The 17,001-nt window shown below is 51.3% G+C and carries 14 protein-coding genes; 2 read left to right on the forward strand and 12 right to left on the reverse strand.

Annotated elements, in window-relative coordinates:
* The first annotated feature begins 11 nt into the window (after nucleotides 1–11).
* Both K3G39_RS08855 and K3G39_RS08860 read left to right on the forward strand, forming a co-directional pair.
* Nucleotides 12–1,079, forward strand: a complete 1,068-nt coding sequence (locus K3G39_RS08855) for a DUF6687 family protein (protein WP_220625827.1) — start codon at nucleotides 12–14, stop codon at nucleotides 1,077–1,079.
* Between the two features lie 200 nt (nucleotides 1,080–1,279).
* Nucleotides 1,280–2,128, forward strand: a complete 849-nt coding sequence (locus K3G39_RS08860) for a universal stress protein (RefSeq protein WP_220625828.1) — start codon at nucleotides 1,280–1,282, stop codon at nucleotides 2,126–2,128.
* Between the two features lie 182 nt (nucleotides 2,129–2,310).
* Here K3G39_RS08860 and K3G39_RS08865 read toward each other — a convergent pair whose 3' ends face one another.
* From K3G39_RS08865 to K3G39_RS08920, 12 genes are all read right to left on the reverse strand, one after another.
* Nucleotides 2,311–2,688 (reverse strand): hypothetical protein, encoded by a 378-nt coding sequence (locus K3G39_RS08865; protein WP_220625829.1) that lies wholly within the window; start codon nucleotides 2,686–2,688, stop codon nucleotides 2,311–2,313.
* A gap of 44 nt (nucleotides 2,689–2,732) precedes the next feature.
* A complete protein-coding gene (locus tag K3G39_RS08870; protein WP_220625830.1) occupies nucleotides 2,733–3,566 on the reverse strand; it encodes a thermonuclease family protein in 834 nt (277 codons plus the stop codon).
* A gap of 123 nt (nucleotides 3,567–3,689) precedes the next feature.
* Complete coding sequence (locus K3G39_RS08875; protein WP_220625831.1) at nucleotides 3,690–5,651, reverse strand: tetratricopeptide repeat protein; 1,962 nt, start codon at nucleotides 5,649–5,651, stop codon at nucleotides 3,690–3,692.
* Between the two features lie 302 nt (nucleotides 5,652–5,953).
* Nucleotides 5,954–9,604, reverse strand: a complete 3,651-nt coding sequence (locus tag K3G39_RS08880) for an AAA family ATPase (RefSeq protein ID WP_220625832.1) — start codon at nucleotides 9,602–9,604, stop codon at nucleotides 5,954–5,956.
* 55 nt (nucleotides 9,605–9,659) lie between these two features.
* The gene (locus K3G39_RS08885; RefSeq protein ID WP_220625833.1) at nucleotides 9,660–10,196 is read right to left on the reverse strand and encodes a hypothetical protein; all 537 of its coding nucleotides are present in this window, start codon (nucleotides 10,194–10,196) and stop codon (nucleotides 9,660–9,662) included.
* A gap of 107 nt (nucleotides 10,197–10,303) precedes the next feature.
* On the reverse strand, nucleotides 10,304–11,530 hold the full coding sequence (locus K3G39_RS08890) for an exonuclease SbcCD subunit D C-terminal domain-containing protein (RefSeq protein WP_220625834.1): 1,227 nt from the start codon (nucleotides 11,528–11,530) through the stop codon (nucleotides 10,304–10,306).
* Nucleotides 11,531–11,663: 133 nt separating this feature from the next.
* Nucleotides 11,664–12,086: a hypothetical protein gene (locus tag K3G39_RS08895; RefSeq protein ID WP_220625835.1), complete on the reverse strand. Its 423-nt coding sequence runs from the start codon at nucleotides 12,084–12,086 to the stop codon at nucleotides 11,664–11,666.
* A 73-nt stretch (nucleotides 12,087–12,159) separates the two neighbouring features.
* The gene (locus K3G39_RS08900) at nucleotides 12,160–12,555 is read right to left on the reverse strand and encodes a rhodanese-like domain-containing protein (protein ID WP_255594172.1); all 396 of its coding nucleotides are present in this window, start codon (nucleotides 12,553–12,555) and stop codon (nucleotides 12,160–12,162) included.
* Between the two features lie 121 nt (nucleotides 12,556–12,676).
* Nucleotides 12,677–12,994: a helix-turn-helix transcriptional regulator gene (locus tag K3G39_RS08905; RefSeq protein WP_220625836.1), complete on the reverse strand. Its 318-nt coding sequence runs from the start codon at nucleotides 12,992–12,994 to the stop codon at nucleotides 12,677–12,679.
* 147 nt (nucleotides 12,995–13,141) lie between these two features.
* Complete coding sequence (locus tag K3G39_RS08910) at nucleotides 13,142–14,647, reverse strand: catalase (RefSeq protein WP_220625837.1); 1,506 nt, start codon at nucleotides 14,645–14,647, stop codon at nucleotides 13,142–13,144.
* Nucleotides 14,648–14,765: 118 nt separating this feature from the next.
* On the reverse strand, nucleotides 14,766–15,716 hold the full coding sequence (locus K3G39_RS08915; RefSeq protein ID WP_220625838.1) for a YeiH family protein: 951 nt from the start codon (nucleotides 15,714–15,716) through the stop codon (nucleotides 14,766–14,768).
* A gap of 123 nt (nucleotides 15,717–15,839) precedes the next feature.
* Entirely contained in the window at nucleotides 15,840–16,988 is a 1,149-nt protein-coding gene (locus K3G39_RS08920) for a BamA/TamA family outer membrane protein (RefSeq protein WP_255594173.1), read from the reverse strand.
* Between the last annotated feature and the right edge of the window lie 13 nt (nucleotides 16,989–17,001).

A 17,001-nucleotide genomic window follows, 5' to 3' on the forward strand; every position in this document is an offset into this window, starting at 1 on the left:
ATATTTAGCGCATGATAAAGCGAGAGTTTATACCTTTTGGCGAAGTAAAAGAGAAAAAAGCCATCATCGTAGACAGTATGCATCCCAATGGGCTCGTGCTTTCGCATTGGCGCGGCGCTCCTGCTCCCCCTCAAGTGCGCGACGATACCAGTGCTGCCATGGTGCTGCACGCGCTGCGGGTCAACCTGCCCGGTCTGGACCTCCCTTACGTTACTGCTAATCATTTCGACGTGGACGGATTTGTCGGTGTGTGGAGTCTGCTGAACCCGGAACTGGCGCTGGAGAACGAGGAACTGCTCCGCCTGATGGCCCACATCGGTGACTTCCGGGAGCTCGACCTGAACCATCCGCTGGCAGGGGAGGCGCTGAAGCTGGTCTGTTGGCTCAACACCCGCGAGCGTGACATGTTCTACGCCCCCTTTGCGGCCGACGAGTCGGAGGAAAAAGAAGCAAAACGCTGCGTCGATAAATTCAGGTATTTTCTGCGGGAGTTCGGTCGTGTGCTCCAGGACCCTGACTGGGAAAAGCCGGTTTGGGAAGAAGAGGTGGCGGATGTGCTGCTCGGTTACCGCGACATGTACAAGCCTGACACAAAACTGCTGCGCTACCCTGACCTGGGCCTGATCGTGATCAACACCCAAAAACCGGTACATTACTATGCCTTATTCAGCCGCACTATCGGCTTCGATATGGTACTGAGTTGCTACGAAAACAACCGCTACGAACTGGAGTATAAGTATACCACCTGGGTTGACATTGCCTCCAGACCCACACTGCCCCGCATCAGCTTGAAACCACTGGCCAAGCAGCTCAACGCGCTGGAAACATCCGGCTATACCTGGACGGCAGATAGGTTAACTGAAACCGGTCCGCTGCTGCGTCTCGAAGGAAAGGACCTGTCACGCATGGAACGCTACGACCACCCGACCACCCGCGAGATTTATACCTCCTCTATACCTGCCGATCAGATGAAACAAATGGTCACAGATTACTTCCGGGAGAAGTATGCAGGTATAACGCCAAAGCGCTACTGGAGCTGGGATGAGGTGAAGGGACTGAACAAAGCGATAGGTAAATAGCAGAAATGACCTGCTCAGAACTTGTATGTTCGTCATAGAAAACAAATGGGTAGTCTCCTGTTCAGGTATAAATAAGCAGACAGAATTTGCCTGAGATGATGCAGGTCATTTTTATCCTCCGGATTAATGCACATTTTTACTTTGCTACGTATACATAGTAAATCTTTTATATTGACCGCCTTGCACAACCACCAGACACCATGAAAAAAATCCTTTGTCCAACCGACTTTTCTAAAACAGCTGCCAAAGCGCTGGAATACGCTGTACTGATCGCCCGTCAGTCCGGAGGCCACCTCACGCTGCTGCATGTGGTGCACCTGCCCATTGTTGATACCTCAGAAACTGCTCTGGTAGCCAGCGAACTGCTCGGTGAGCAGATGCGGGATGCCGAAGAACGACTGGTGAACCTTTGCCGCGAAATAGAACAACGCCACGGTGCAAACCAGGGCGGAGCGTTTACCTGCGATTACATTCTCAAAGAAGCCCTGCTGACCGACATAACGGAGTACCTGACCAAAACCAACGGCTACGATTTGATTGTGATGGGAACCACAGGTGGCGGCAACGCCCTCGAAGAACTGCTGATCGGTAGCAATGCCGAGGCGGTGATGGAGCAGGTGAAGTGTCCGGTGCTTTCTATACCTTCCAACTCTGAGCATCCGCGCATCAACAAGATCATCTACGCCTCAGACTATGCCCAAGACGACATAGCTACCCTGCGCGAAGTGCTTGACTTTGCAGCTGTGTTCGGGGCCAGTGTGGATGTGGTGCACGTAAACAAAGATGACCGTGCAAGCAGTGAGAAGAAAGACCGCTTTTTGCAGGAGATAAATCATGCATTCCCCGGTGCTCCCATCCGTTTTGAGGAAGTGGTGAGCAAGCGCCGCAGAGACGGAATTAAAGAATACTACGATTCCACCGGGGCCGACATGGTAGCGATTTTGCGACGCGAAAAAGGCTTCCTGCGGGAGCTTTTCTCACAGAGCCTTGCCGAAAAAATGACCTACCAGGCTAACGTACCTTTGCTGGTGATAAAGGGAAAGAAATAAGCACCCAGCTATCATTTAAAACACAAGCGGCTGTTCTGTTTTTCGGAATAGCCGCTTTTTGTTGTAAACCTGTGCGCCACTGCAGCGCAATTTTAAAGGAACGGTGCCGGGAAGTATGCCGGGTAACAAAAAAACAGCTTCCGGGCTACTGGCAACACGTTACTATACTGTAAAGCTTGGCTCTAGTATGGCGCGTAAGTTTCATCAAAAATGTAGCCCAGGTCGGCACTGCATGTTTCGCAGTTGTAGCGGTCGAAGTCTTCGATAGCGCGGGCCAGAATCAGGTTGCGGAACTGGCCTTTGCAGGTGATGAGGACAGGGCAGTCGTGTTGCTGATGGAACGTGTCCTCTGTAGACTCCATGCAAATGTACACGCGCTTTCTCTCCACTCCTTTAAAATTATAATATTCAGGCTTGGGACGGGGCTCCCGCTTCGTTGTGTCAGCAGTTACGGTTGTCTCTTGCCTGCTAGTCTGTTCTGCTTGTGCGTTGTCGGGTGACTGGCAGGCTGTCAGTGAGATGAGCAGGCCATACATAGCTGCCAGGGGCTTTTTAAACATAAATTGATGTGTTGATTTGAATGCAGCACCTAAAATAGGCGGAATTATTTAGGGCTGCAAGTTTTGTCGGCGCGTCGGTTATGCTGGCGGATCGCCTCTGCTTCCGTGACAGTGATGACCTGCTCTTTGCAACGTTTCAGTACGGAACAGTTGGTGCTGTAGTGATATACGGCGGAGCCAGAGCTATCGCAGAGGTATACCTGACGCTTGGTGGCGCCCGCAGGTATAGGTGCCTTGCTGTTGTCTACGGGAGCAGGTTTTTGTTTCCGGAAATCCCAAGGGGCTACCGGATTCGGGTCCTGCCAGAGGCCGCGCTTAAAACGGCGTGCATCGGCCTCCAGGTTGGCCAGGTTTTTATCTTTGGAGTAGGCGGTATAGTGCCAGGCGAAGCCTTCGCGCACCAGCTCCTCGTTCAGGTTACGACCATCTGGCAAAATGATCGTGCCCACGGTGCGGCCGTAGCGGTCTTTGTTATGCTCTATCAGGCGCACATTTTTACCAAAGGCCAGGTCGGAGGCAAATTGCTTGGCGCGCTGGCCGTAAGCCTGGTTCTTCTCGGGTGTATCGATTCCAAATAAACGCACCGTTACGCTCTGCCCATTACGCAGCAACTCAAAGGTATCGCCATCTTTTACGCCCACTACCCGGTCCCCCGGTACCGTCGGAGCTTCCGTTTCAGGGATTGCTTTTGTGTTATCCTCTGGGACTACAGCCGGCTTGGTGGGGGCTTCTGGTGGGGCAGTTGCCTCAGGTGAATTTTGCTCGACAGGACCACGGCGCTGACGGAATTCCTCACGTGCTTTTTCATTGTCCTGGTTGCAGGCAGGAGTAGCCAATAGGCTGGCGAACGCGAGTAGGTATACGAAGTACTTGTTCATGGGGCAAAGGTGCTGCTATTCTCCTTTTACCGCAAACAGAAGGATTTGTTTTTATCACTGCCCGACTTAAAAGAGGGAGTTTCCTGTCAGAAGCAGCTAACTTAAGTTTTGTAAGAGAGGACGCTAAGCTAACTGCAACTGTTCTGCTGCTTTTTCTACTGTATTCTGCACAGGGGGCGTATCCACGTCTTGCTTCTCGGGCTCGCTTACGCAGGGGAGAGTGAACATAAAAGTACTGCCTATACCTGGTGTGCTTTCAACCCAGATCGAGCCGCCGTTGTGTTCTACAAAGTCCTTGCAGAGCGCCAGCCCCAGACCGCTGCCTTTTTCGTTGGAGGTACCCCGGCTGGAGTAACTGTTGCCGCCGAACAGCTTTTGCTGCACTTCAGCTGTAATGCCTATACCTGTGTCCTTTACTGATATCAGCACATAACCTTCCTGTAGCCTGGCAGAAAGCGTAACAGTATCGCCGGCTTTGCAGAACTTGATGCCGTTGGAGATCAGGTTACGGAGTACCAGACGAATCATTTCCTTATCGGCGCTGCCTGTCAGGCTTGGGTCAATCTTATTCTCCAGTACGACCTCTTTGCTGCTGGCTACCGGCTGAAGAAGACGGATGTTTTCGTCAGCCAATTCGCGCAGAGGAAGTGGTTTGGGATCTGCCTCGAAGCCCTCCATCTGCGCCCTGGCCCAATCGAAAAGGTTGTCAAGCATCCAAAGTACGTTCTGTTGTCCTTTCACCAGACTGTTAAAGAGTCCTTCCTGTTTATCGGCCGGCACTTTTCCCATGGCCATCACGTGCAACAGACCTTTGAGCGCAACCAGCGGGCCACGCAAATCGTGCGCGATCACTGAGAAGAGCTTGTCCTTGATGGTGTTGAGCTGCGTGAGTTTTTCTTTTTGTATGTTGAGCTGCTCGGCCTGCTCGGTCAGTGTTTTCTGGTGCTGGTTTAAAGCCTCATGCTTGTGCATGATCAGCTCATTCTTCTGCGTGAGGAGCTTGTTGATACGGCTCTGGTGCTGCCGGCCTCTGAAGAATACATAGGCCATGGCGCATACCAAAAGCAGCAGGGCAATCGTAAAATATTGCACGATGCTGCGCTGCTCCAGTTTCCGTAGGTTCAGTTCCTGCTCGGCCCGGAGCAACAGATTTTCCTTGTCTTTCTGGGCTGTTTCGTACTTCACACGTTCCTGCGCGATGCGGTCTGCGGCCCGCTCGTTGTGCAGACTATCGTTGTAGGCCGTGTGCATTGTCAGGTAGTGGTGCGCCAATTCATAGTTGCCCATGGCTGTGTAGATGCGGTCCAGGATGGCGGCGTTCTCCCTGAGCACATATTTGCCCTCATAGGCCTTGGCAAGTTCCATGCTGGCCAGGGCGTTGTCGAGCGCTTTCTCATACTTGCCGGCCTTCAGGTACGACTCGGCTTTGCCGCGCAGCACATATACCTCATCGTGCGAACTGCCCAGATCATTGGCTAGCAGGTGGGCTTTATTAAAGTATGAAAGAGCCGTGTGGTAGTCGTTTTTACCATTGTAGGCCTCCCCAATGTTAATCATCGAGATCAGGATTCCCTGTTTGTCGTCCAGCTTTTCCTGAATAGGGAGCGCCTCCCGGTAATAAACCAGCGCCAGGTCATACTTGCCCTGGTCCAGGTATACGCCACCAATGTTGCTCAGAGCGCTGCTCATCAGCAGGGTGTCCTGCGCTGTGGTGGCAAGCGAGAGCGATTTCTTGTAAAGTGGAAGGGCCTCTTTGTGGTTTTGCTGATCAGCGTATACGTTGCCGATGTTGTTGTAGCTGGCACTCATGTCAGAGGGATCGCCCAACTTTTCGCGGATGCGAAGTGCCCGGTAATAATACTGAACGGCCTTGTCGATGTCGCCGAGCAGGTAGTGGCCCGATCCGGTCTCATTATAAGCCTGTGCCAGTAGTTTGTCGTCGCCCGCTTTCTGTGCCAGTTCCACCGCTTTTTTCCCGTAAGAAATGGTGGTTTTCGGATTAATGCTTTTGTGTGCCTTACTGAGCTCACAATAGAGCTCCGCCTTCCTGGTCACGTCTTCCGTCCGGTCTAATTCAGTTTTCAAACCCTGTATCAGGATTTTTTGCTGTGGCTGCGTAAGATTTATAAGTAGGAATAAACGAGTCAGGAATAGTAGAAGCATAAGTACCTCTCTACAGTTTGAATTACCGTAATTGATTCAGTATTAGGGAGCAATATAAGAATTTAATGTTTAAAAAATCGAATTCGATTTTGGCAATGTAAAGCAATGGCGGGAAAATACAATTTACTCTGAAATGAAATGCTGCTACTTTTGCTGAAAGGACTATAACCGCCCAGGCCGGGCAGTTGTAGTCCTATGTTATGAAGTGGAAAGTTTCTGAAAAATCAAGCTACGACACGAACGGAACTCACTCCACCGGCCTTTTTGGTAACTACAATCTGGGTGCTGATGCGCTCTTTAAGTGCCTCCACATGCGAGATGATACCAATCGTTTTACCAGCTGCATGCAGATTATCCAGTGTTGAGATGGCGGCCTCGAGTGTGTCCGCATCGAGTGTGCCGAAGCCTTCGTCGATAAAGAGCGAATTGATCTGGGTGCGGCGACCGGCCAGGTCAGAAAGTCCAAGGGCCAGGGCTAAGCTCACCAGAAAACTCTCGCCTCCCGAAAGGGTATTCATCGGGCGCACCGCCTCTGCCTGGTAGGTGTCGACAATTTGCAAGGCCAGGTCCTCTTCAGACGACTTGAGGATTCGGTAGCGATCGTTGAGCTTGAGCAGGTGCCGGTTTGCCAGTTCCACGAGTCGGGCCAGGGTGAGTCCCTGCGCAAAACGACTGAACTTTGCTCCGTCTGAAGACCCGATCAGGTCGGCGAGTTGGCTCCAGCGGTGGCATACCTGCTGCTGCGTTTTCAGCTGTTCGGCTAGTTCTCTGTTCTTTTCGCGCTGTCGGGTATCCTGCTCCAGTAGTTGCTGGTGGCGTGCCCGTTGCGAGATCAGCTCCCGCTGCAGGGCTGTTTTGTGTTCTTGCTGCTCTTGCAGAGTCGCTATACCTTCGTCGGTCAGCTGTTTTTGTTCCAGTGCTGCCAGTTCCTCTCGCACGTCGCTCAGGCTTTTGCGGAGTTCAGTCAGGTGCTTTTCAGTTTGTGCTTTTAGGTTGGCCAGCCGGTCGGCTTCGTCGCGGTGCAGCAGCATCTGGCTCAGGGACTCAATGGTTTCTATGCCTTTCTGGTGCAGCACATGGAGCAGCCCTTGTCGCAGCGCTTCCAGCACCGAGGTATTCTGCTGGTGGTTTTGCTGACATTCTTTCTGGCGGCTGCGGGCTTCCTGTAACTCCTGCTGTTTTTGCAGTTGGTGACGACGGGCTTCTTCGGCATACCTGGCCCTTGCACTTAGTTCCTCACTGGCCGATTTGCGTTCCTGATCCGGGTTTTTGTCGCCAAACAAGGTATAGCGCTGGGTTTTGAGTTCTGTCAGCTGTTCATGCTCTTCTTTCAACGCCAGCTTTCGGGCATCCAGTTCTTTCTGCTTCTGGTCCTGGTTTTCTTTCAGGTTTTTTACCAATTGCTGCAGTTCAATGTATTTCTCCCGCATACCTTCCAGCGCCTGCTGCTTTTGGGTATAGGAAATGGCCTGCTGATCTAAGCTTTGCACCAGATTGTGGCGCTCTTCAGCTTTGTACTGCAAGCCGAATGTAGCGGCAAAAGATTCGGCTGTTTCGGTGTGGACCTGTTGTTGCTCCTGCTCGTCGGATAAGCTCGCCTGCAGTTTCTGTATCTGGCTTTGCAGCAGTTTGTCAGAGGCCTGCAACTGATTAAAAGTCGAGTTGGCCTGCACCTGTGCTTCGCGAAGCTGCTGCAGCTGCTGGTTTATACCTTCCAGTTCACGGCTAAGCGCCCGGACCTGCGCCAGTTGCTGCTGCAATGCCGTGGCTGTTTCCTGCTGGTGCTGGAGTAGCTGTGCCAGCTGCTCCAGGTTGTCTATACCTGTTTCCTGTGGCAATCCTGCTGACACCTGTGCAAAGGTTTGGCGTAGTCGCTGCAGTTCCGTTTCAGCATCCGTTTTGGCTGTTTGCTCCAGCTGCTGTTTTTGTTCCAGGGAGTTGCGTTGCACCTGTAGTTGCTGCAGGCGCTGTTCCAACTCTTTTACCAGTTCCTGCTGTTTGTCACGCTTCTGCACTTCTTCGGGCAGATCGAAGGTATAGCCGTTCTCCGCAAAAGGGTGGTGGGTGGAACCGCAAAGCGGACAAGGCTCGTCCTGCGACAAGGTATGGCGGGCCTCCTCGTACTGCTGAATCTGCTGCTGCAACTGCACGAGTTTCTGGAGTGTCACCAGGTGTTCGCTGGCCTGGCTATACCTGTTTTTATTTTCCTGAAGCGTCGTATCTGTTTCCTGAAATTGCTGCTTCAGCTGTGTCAGGCGATTGTTCGAGAGTTGGAGTTTTTGCAGTTGTGCATGATGTTGCTGCGCCAGTTCACGCAGACGCTCGTAGCGGGCCAGCAAGGCTGGCTGCACCTGTGCTGTCTGCTCTAGTTCCTCCATGCTTTTAGCAGCCAGTATACCTTGCAGGGTATTTAGCTTTTCGGCTTTCTGCTGCTGCAGTTGCTCATGTAGTATCTGTTGCTTTGCCTGCTGGTCCTGCAGCGCTGTAAGCTGACTGGCTTCCTGATTCCGCTGTTGCGACAACTCCTGTTGCTCCTGCTGGTTACGCCGGATGCGCTGTTCCACTTCCTGCAGGTCGCGCAGCGTAGCTTTAAACTCGGGCAGATGCTCTTTCAGATCCTGTAGCCGGGCATTTTGCTCCAGCCAGTTTTTTATACCTGTCGCCTCCTGTGTAAGCTTTTTCAGTTCCGCTTGCCTGTCCTGCAGTTGTGTCTCTTCCTGTTGCAGTTGCTGCTCAAAAGTGACGTAGCTGTTTTTGTTTTTGGTATAAGCATCACGAATACTGTTGAGCTGGTGATCAAGCCGGACTACCTGCGTCAGGACAGGGTCCAGTTTCAACATAACTTCTTCCTGCTGCTGAAACGCTTTGGTGGCCTCCAGCGCGATTTTACCGGCGGCTTCGAGTTCGGTTTCCAGTGTAGGCACTCGTTTTTGTAAGGTCTGCAGCTGCTCCTGTACTTCAAGTACTTTGCTGTTGGCGCTCCGGATCTCGGCCAGTTCGCCCACAAACTGATGGGCCTGCTGGTGCTGTTCGAGCTTTACAAAGTCGGGTTGTAGCTGCTGGAGTTTTTGCTCCTGCACTGCCAAGGCCTGCTGGTGTTGCTGCTGACGTGTCTGCAATTGTGCCACTTGCTGCAGCCACTGTACTTTTGCCTGTAATGTGCTCACGTCTTGCTGCAGAGCGCTCTCCTGCGTTGTGAGTTCCTGTATGCTGGCTTCGTAGGCAGCACGTTGTTCTTCGGGTAGTAGCTGCGTGTGCTGAAGCAGCTGCTCCAGGCTTTCGTATTTCTGTCTTTCCTGCTTGGCTTTCTCAAATGCGAACTTCGAGATTTCGGAGTAAATGCCGGTGTCGGTGATCTTTTCGAGCAGACTGCTGCGCTCGTTCGGATTTGCTTTAAGAAAACGGGCAAAGTCGCCCTGCGACAGCATCACCGATCGAAGAAACTGACTGTAGTCAAGTCCGCAGATCTCGGCTACCATGGCGGGCACTTCGCTGGGTTTCAGATCGAACAGTTCATCTTTTTCAAAGTCGTACAGCTCCATGTGCACGGGCTGTATCTTACCATCTGCCTTGCCCCGGCTGCGACGTAAATGCCACTTGGAGCGGTATACCTTGCCGGCAGCCTCAAACTCCACTTCAGCAAAGCATTCTGCCGTATGGCGGGTCATCAGCTCCAACGGACGCTCGTTGTTATGCCGGTGCGCCATACCGTACAGTCCCACCGTAATTGCATCCAGAATGGTTGTCTTGCCTGCCCCGGTCGGACCGGTAATGGCAAACAGCCCCGCATCAGCCAGCGGACTCTGGTCGAAACGGATCTCGTGCTCACCTTTCAGCGAGTTGAGGTTCAGGAAGCGGACGGCGAGGATTTTCATGGGCTAAAAGGCTTGGGTAAATGCTTGGGTTTGTTTTCGGTAAAGTTGGTTGTATTTAGTTTTGCCGAGTATCAGAAGCAGCAAGTAACGCTTGTACATCCATTTTCTCTTTGATTTTGTTGGCTCTCGGCTGGATCACCCAAACACCGATCGGCCAGAATAGAAAAAGAAAAAAATCGCCTGCATAGTCACTGAAGTGCGCTTTTCTGTTCAGCTCCAATGACTTTAGTACTTTGGCAGGAAAAGCAAATAGGTGTAATAAAGCAAAGATACCATACAAAACAGGTATAGCCTTAAAGCCGCTTTCGCTATAGCTTATTTCTTCACCAAGAACTGCTGATACACTCAAGGTAGCTATTATGAAAAAGCCATTCAAGATGAATAGGGTAGCAGATAATTTTGTTTTAGGTGGCAGCAGTTGGTGCATTTCATAGCCCAGCGAAAGTGGCCAAAGCAGTAATGCCAACATGGTCATTAGTGAAAAGATTGCATGGAGAATTGGAAAGCTTTCCGGGATTATATCGGAGAGGAGTGAAAAGAAGATGATGGTTAGGAAAACCTGCCAATGTTTTAGTTCCAGAACAGACTTCATGCTTTTTTAGTTATTATTTCACAGGAGCGGGTAGTTGCCGTTTGCGTTAGTGTAAAATTGAGAAGCCTTGCTGTGGTTTAAGCGCTTCCTTTAATAGCCTGGGTTTACTATACTTCCTCCTGCCGCATCAGCTCGAGCAGTTCCGCGAAGGTATGGCGCAGCTCGGTGTGATCGCTTTCCGGGAAGGCGCTTTCGCAGCGTTTCAGGAACACATCTTTTTCGCTCAGGGTATGCAGGTCCACTTCTTCGCGCATTTCCTGCTCCAAGGGTTTTCGGGCCGTTTTGATGAGGGGCGGACGGTGGATCAGCAGTTGCAGTTCGTCTTTCTTGAGGTCAAGGACTTCTTCCAGCTGCTGGTTGAGGTCAGGTATAGGCGCATCCAATTCTACCTGCACTTCAGCCCAGGCGGGCAAGGTATAGCTGCTGTTATCGTAAACGGCTATTTTCTGTTTTACTTCCTCGAGTTCACCTTTAAAGCGCACCAGTTTGCGGCAGACAGGTATAGCCATCTCCTTCAGGTCGGTGAGTTGACCGTTCTCAAAGTCCAGTACATAAACTACTTTCTTGTCAGTCACTTCGCTGAAACTGAGCGGAATAGGGGAGCCGGAGTAGCGGATGTGGTGCGCCTTGTTGACCTGCTGCGGACGGTGCAGGTGACCGAGCGCCACATAATCGAACTCTTTCGGAAACTGATCGGCACCGATCTGGCCGAGGTTGCCCACGTGAATTTCCTTTTCGCTATCGGAAGCAGAGCCGCCTGCGGCAAACAAATGGCCCATGGCCACCACCGGTATACCTTGTGTTTTGTAGGGTTTCAGGTGCGGCACAAAGGCGGCGTAGTGTGCGGCTATACCTTGTTTGATGCGCTGCTCACGCTCTTCGTAGTTTTCGCCAGGAATGGATAGGCGTATGTCGCGATCGCGCAGGAAAGGCACGGCGCAAACCACCAGCTCCAACTGACCACTTTCATCCCGCAGTTCGATCAGCTCATCCAACAACTCTCCGGTAGCGCCGCCTATCACTTTTATGTTAAAGCAATCGAGGAGCTCTTTGGGAGCATTGAGCGTGGAAACCGAGTCGTGGTTACCGCCCGTGATAATGATGTGGCGGCAGCAAGTGGCACATACCTTCGTCAGGAAGTTATAGTATTGCTTGAGGGCAGTGTTGGAGGGAGCGCCTGTGTCGAAAACGTCGCCGGCCATCAGGAGCACGTCAACTTTTTCGGTTTCAATGGTTTGCAGGAGCCAGTCCAGGAAATGCTGATGTTCTTCGGTTCGTTCGAGGTTGACGAGCCGCTGGCCGAGGTGCCAGTCTGAAGTGTGTAGTATGCGCATATCCCTGTTCCTTTCTCCTTTGCACCACAAGTTACATTAAGGTATACCTATACTGCAAGTTTGTGATATAAATTTTTCCGGATCAGGTATAGCGCTTTTGCTATATAAACCGAGGTATACACGCTTTGGTTGCTTACTGATTAATCCAGATCAGGGCATCCTTTTGGTTGGAGAAGTTCTTGAATAAAAACCGGTTGATGTTTTGTGCCTCTGCGCGGGTGGCAACTGCCTCGAGGGCTAGTTTGGAGAAAAGGCTGCTTGGCAATACTCTGGCCAGTTTCTGAAGGGAAGTTTGGGAGAGCAGTTCGTAGAAACTCGTCGACATCCATTCTTTGGTAGAGGTGTCCAGCAAAGTTAGCCGTTCCGCGTTGGCTACTGCCCTTGTAATGCCTGTGTCACGAAGGGCCTCATAGAGCTTGGTGCCGCCCGTAACCATTTCGCTTTGAGTCACTCCCCGCAGCCACTCAGCCATCAATAAATCATTCTTCTTATCAACTTCTACTTTGTAGAAATCCGAAGAATATAACGTTTGAAAAGAGGATTGTTTTAACAACATGACATCAGATAAATCATGTAAAGGTACGTGAAAATACTAACTAACGGTTATACCGCTATCCCGATTGCATACTTTATTCTTTCACCGGAAGGCCTGCTGACTTAAGGTCCAGGTAACCACCAACGTTATATACGTTTTCAAAACCGGCTTCCTCCATCATTTTGGCCGCTTTTCCGCTGCGGTTGCCGCTGGCGCAATACAGGTAATAGGTTTTGTTTTTGTCCCAGTGCTGCATTTCTTTTTCAAACTCCCCGCTCAGGAAGTCGGTGTGCTGTGTTTTTTCGAGGTGTCCCGCTTCAAACTCAGCAGGAGTGCGCACATCAACCAGCATAACTTCTTTGTTGTCGATTTTTTCATGATGGGCTTTGTATTCGGTGGCTGAAATAGTTTTGACTTTTGTGTCGCCTTGCTGTGGACTGCTGCAACTCATCAGACCGGCTGCCATTATGGTCATTAGGAATAGTTTCATGGAGAATTCGGGTTAACCAATGTTATTGTAAACGTAAGCAAGCATTTTTGGTGCACCGGCTCTTACCGGAGTTGGGTTTAAAAAGTAAGTATATGAAAATAATTTCATTTTACTATGTATTCTAACCAGCTTGTTGTACAGGTTTGCAGCCTTTGATGCAATCGATGATGTTGGAAATGCTGGAGTCAGTCAGAAAATAAAACACATTTTTGCCCTGTCGGCGGGTTTCCACCAGACCTTTGTCGCGCATGTTGGTGAGGTGATGCGAGAGGAGCGACTGTTCGATTTCCAGCACTTCCTGTAACTGACTCACGGTGAGCTGGTCTTCCTGCTCCAGTAGATCAATAATGCTGATGCGCACCGGATGCGCCACACATTTGAGGACATAGGCCGTTCGTTCCAGCTTTTTCTTATCTACCCTTACTTTCAGGTCGGTCATGGGAGTTTGAATAATAGGTAATTGCAATACATGATCATTTATTCATGTATAAATTTTAATACAATTTTAAACCACTTTAGGTTCCTCCCCCAAAACAGAAAAGCCGGCACAGAGCCGGCTTTCCAGAGTACAATATAGCGTGTCAACTTAGTGGGCCTGCACACCGCCTGTGTGGGCGCTTACGTCAACGCCCAGGCCTTGTGCTATACCTAGTCCGAGACCAATATCGGCGCGGAAGAAGTGACACAGCTGACGGTTTATAATCTCTGCCCGCTTCGGTCCGTCTATACCTTGCATGGCTCCCACGATATTGCTGATGGTGTTTTTCTTTTCCTCCGGCGTCATCAAACGGAACAAATCACCCGGTTGGGTATAGTGGTCGTTCTCGCCTTCGGCGTTGCGGTCGTACCAGTCGGCTACCACGTTGTTGCCCAGGTTTTGAGCCGGCTCTTTGTAAGTTTCATCCGCTTTGATGTTGTCGAAAGAGTTCGGGGAATAATTCGGTGCGCTGCCGCCATTGCCATCTACCCGCATAGCGCCGTCGCGCTGGTAATTGTTTACAGCAAACGGACAACGGTTCACTGGAATCTGCTCATAATTTGCCCCGATGCGGTAGCGCTGCGCGTCCGGGTACGACAGGATGCGGCCCTGCAGCATGCGGTCCGGCGAAAAGCCGATGCCATCCACGAGGTGGGCCGGTGCAAAAGCGGCCTGTTCTACGTGCGCAAAGTAGTTGTCCGGAACCTCGTTCAGCTCCAGCACGCCCACATCAATCAGCGGATAGTCTTTCTGCGACCACACCTTGGTCAGGTCAAACGGATTCCACTTGTAGTTTGCGGCCTCGGCTTCCGGCATGATCTGCACTTTCAGTGCCCAGCGCGGGAAGTCGCCGCGATCGATGGCTTCTACCAAATCGCGCTGCGCATGGTCCGGGTCCATACCTTTCGTCACGGTGGCTTCTGAATCTGTGAAGTTCTGGATGCCTTGCAGCGTCTTGAAATGGAATTTTACGAAGAAGCGCTCGTTGTCTTTGTTGATGAACGAGAAGGTATGGCTACCAAAACCATGCATGTGGCGGTAAGAAAACGGCGTGCCACGGTCGCTCATCAAAATCATTACCTGGTGCAAACTTTCCGGGTTCAGTGACCAGAAGTCCCACATCATCGTGGCGCTCTTGGTGTTGGTGCGCGGATCACGTTTCTGGGTATGAATAAAGTCCGGGAATTTTTTAGGGTCCTTGATGAAGAATACCGGCGTGTTGTTGCCCACCAAGTCCCAGTTGCCTTCTTCGGTATAGAACTTTACGGCAAAGCCACGCGGGTCGCGCTCAGAGTCGGCACTGCCTTTTTCGCCGCCTACGGTAGAGAAGCGCAGGAACACGCGGGTTTCTTTGCCGATCTCGCTGAACAATCTGGCTTTGGTATACCTGGTGATGTCGTGGGTAACTGTGAAGGTGCCGTATGCGCCGGTGCCTTTGGCGTGCACCACGCGCTCCGGGGTGCGCTCGCGGTTAAAGTGCGCCAGTTTTTCGTGCAGGATAAAGTCTTCGAGCAGGATCGGGCCGCGTGGACCGGCAGTCATGCTGTTTTCGTGCTCGTAATATGGTTTGCCGGAGGCAGTGGTCAGTTTTTGGGTTGGGTTTTCGGTGTTCATATAGCGAAGGGTTTTGAGGTTTCTGTTGAATTGTTGCCTCAAAAGTATAGCCCTGTGCTATATAGATCAAATCGATTGATTTTATGGTAAGATAGCTTTTGTCTATAATATGACAAGGTTAACCCAAACCATAGATTATGGCCAGTGAAACCACCGAAATAATCAGCCACAAAATAACGCCCTGCCAGAAAGGTTTCGTGCTGATCGCTTTCAAAGCACTCAGGCTAATGTTGGCACCGATCAGAAAAAGGCTGAGTAGAAGTCCTTTTTTGGCTAGTAGCACAATGGTGGGAGAAACCACTTCTACAGCAGGTATGAATGTGCTGATAACCGAGGCCAATACAAAAAGCAGAATGAAGGTCGGAATGCTTAGTTTCTTTTTTCCGTCTTTGAACATTAAACCAGAAACCAGCACCAGTGGCACGATCCAAAGTGCGCGGGTGAGTTTAAGCGTGGTGGCAATTTGCAGGGCTTCGTCGCCGTAGCGGGTGGCGGCGCCTACGACCGAACTGGTATCGTGTATAGCAATGGCCGCCCAGATGCCAAACTGCTCCTGGGAAAGTCCGAGTGCAATTCCGATGGGTGGAAAAATGAAAAGCGCCACCGCATTCAAAACAAACACAATACCAAGCGCGATAGAAATTTCCTGATCGTTTGCCTTGATGGCCGGCGCCACCGCTGCAATGGCACTGCCTCCGCAGATAGCCGTGCCAGACGAAACCAGGTGCGTGAGGCGCGCAGGGGTATAGAACAGCTTGCCCAGCAACAGGCCGATCAGCATGGTAGCGGCCAGCGATACCAAGGTATAGACAATGCCCATCAGTCCGGTTTCAGCCACCTGGTACAGGTCAATGCCAAAACCCAAGCCTACCACCGCTGCCTGCAACAGGTATTTCGAAATTTTGCCGGTATGCGCCTTAAACGGATTACTCAACAGCAGCCCGACAACTAATCCGGCCGCCAGAGCCAAGGCCGAATTGAGCAGCGATGTAAATAGAATCAGAAGAACAAAGGCAGTGAAGATCGTTTTCTGGAGTAGGGGAGATGAGAGCGGAAAAAGTTTGGACATGCTTTGAGTGGCGTTTGGCTGATCGCTGACAAATTTACGCTTCTTTATGACTTTAGGTAAGTGACTTTTGTCGCATTCAGGCAGATAAAGAATTTGTAAGCCCTTGCAGCAGGTATAGCCGCGTTAAAAAGCCTCCCCGATCATCACATAAAAGTTCATGCCTTCACGCCCATACCCGATATCTGCCCGGATGCTGAGTTTTTGCTCCGGGTTGAGTGCATAGCGCAATCCGGTTCCGATAGAATATTTGAGCGTAGAGAAATGCACGTCTTTGGGTTTGTCGAACACATCGCCTATACCTGCAAAAGCCGCCATGCCGAAACGCCAGAACAGCGGGAAGCGGTACTCCAGCTGCGTGCCGGCAAAGTTGTCTTCCAGGTAGCGGTTCTTGGCATAGCCACGCAATATGCGGTCGCCCCCGGCCATGGCCAAGCGCATGACAGGTATATCGCCTTTGTTGAGGGTGAAGCTTGTGTTATGCGCCAGAATGTGGTTCGGTCTCAGCTGAAAATACTTCCGGAAGTCGAGGTTGAAATTGTTGTAGCCAAAGTCACCACCGAAGGTGCTGCCAAACCGGTAGCCGGACATTTCGAGGTACGTACCGCTACTGGCAAAAGCCACATTGTCACGACTGTCGAGCAGGAACACAAGGCCAAGTCCGCTGTTCAGTCCACCCTGGTAACCCGGAATCTGCTGGGTAAGCAGCTGGCTCTCTCTGCCTGCATTAATCGGGTTGAGTTGGAGATCATAGTAGTTGGCGATCTGAAAGTCAGGCCCCAGGAAAGTGCGTGCCCCAACCTTTTTCAAAGCTGCCATTCGGGCGCTCACATAATCGTATTCATAGATCTCCTCATCAGAAAGCGGCGTGTCATTGCCAATACCATAAAACCTGTCGGTATATACCCGGTGACGCAGCTCGCCCCGCAGCAGGAATTTTTCATCGCGCGTAAAAATAGCCCAATCCAGGAGTTGGTCGGTTTGCTTGCGCAAGGTATAGTCCACGATCAGGCGCATGGTGGAGAGACGGCTATAGTCCTCGCCTTCGCTGTTTTTCAGTTTGAAGAAACCAAGCAGCGCTGCCCCAAATCCGAGTTTCGTGTCGGGGGTATAGTAGAGCACCGGAATCGGAATCAGACCCCGTGTTTTCTCAGCTTTTGGCGGAGTCGTGTCAGGTATAGCATCGGCCTGTTGATCCTGCGCCAGCACTTGGGCAGATGTGCCAAGCAGCAAACAGAATCCTAGCAAGCAGCTGGCAAGTGCATGTCGTTTCATAAAACTGATAAGG

It is taken from the genome of Pontibacter sp. HSC-14F20 (assembly GCF_019599265.1).
In the GTDB taxonomy this organism is placed as follows: Bacteria; Bacteroidota; Bacteroidia; order Cytophagales; family Hymenobacteraceae; genus Pontibacter.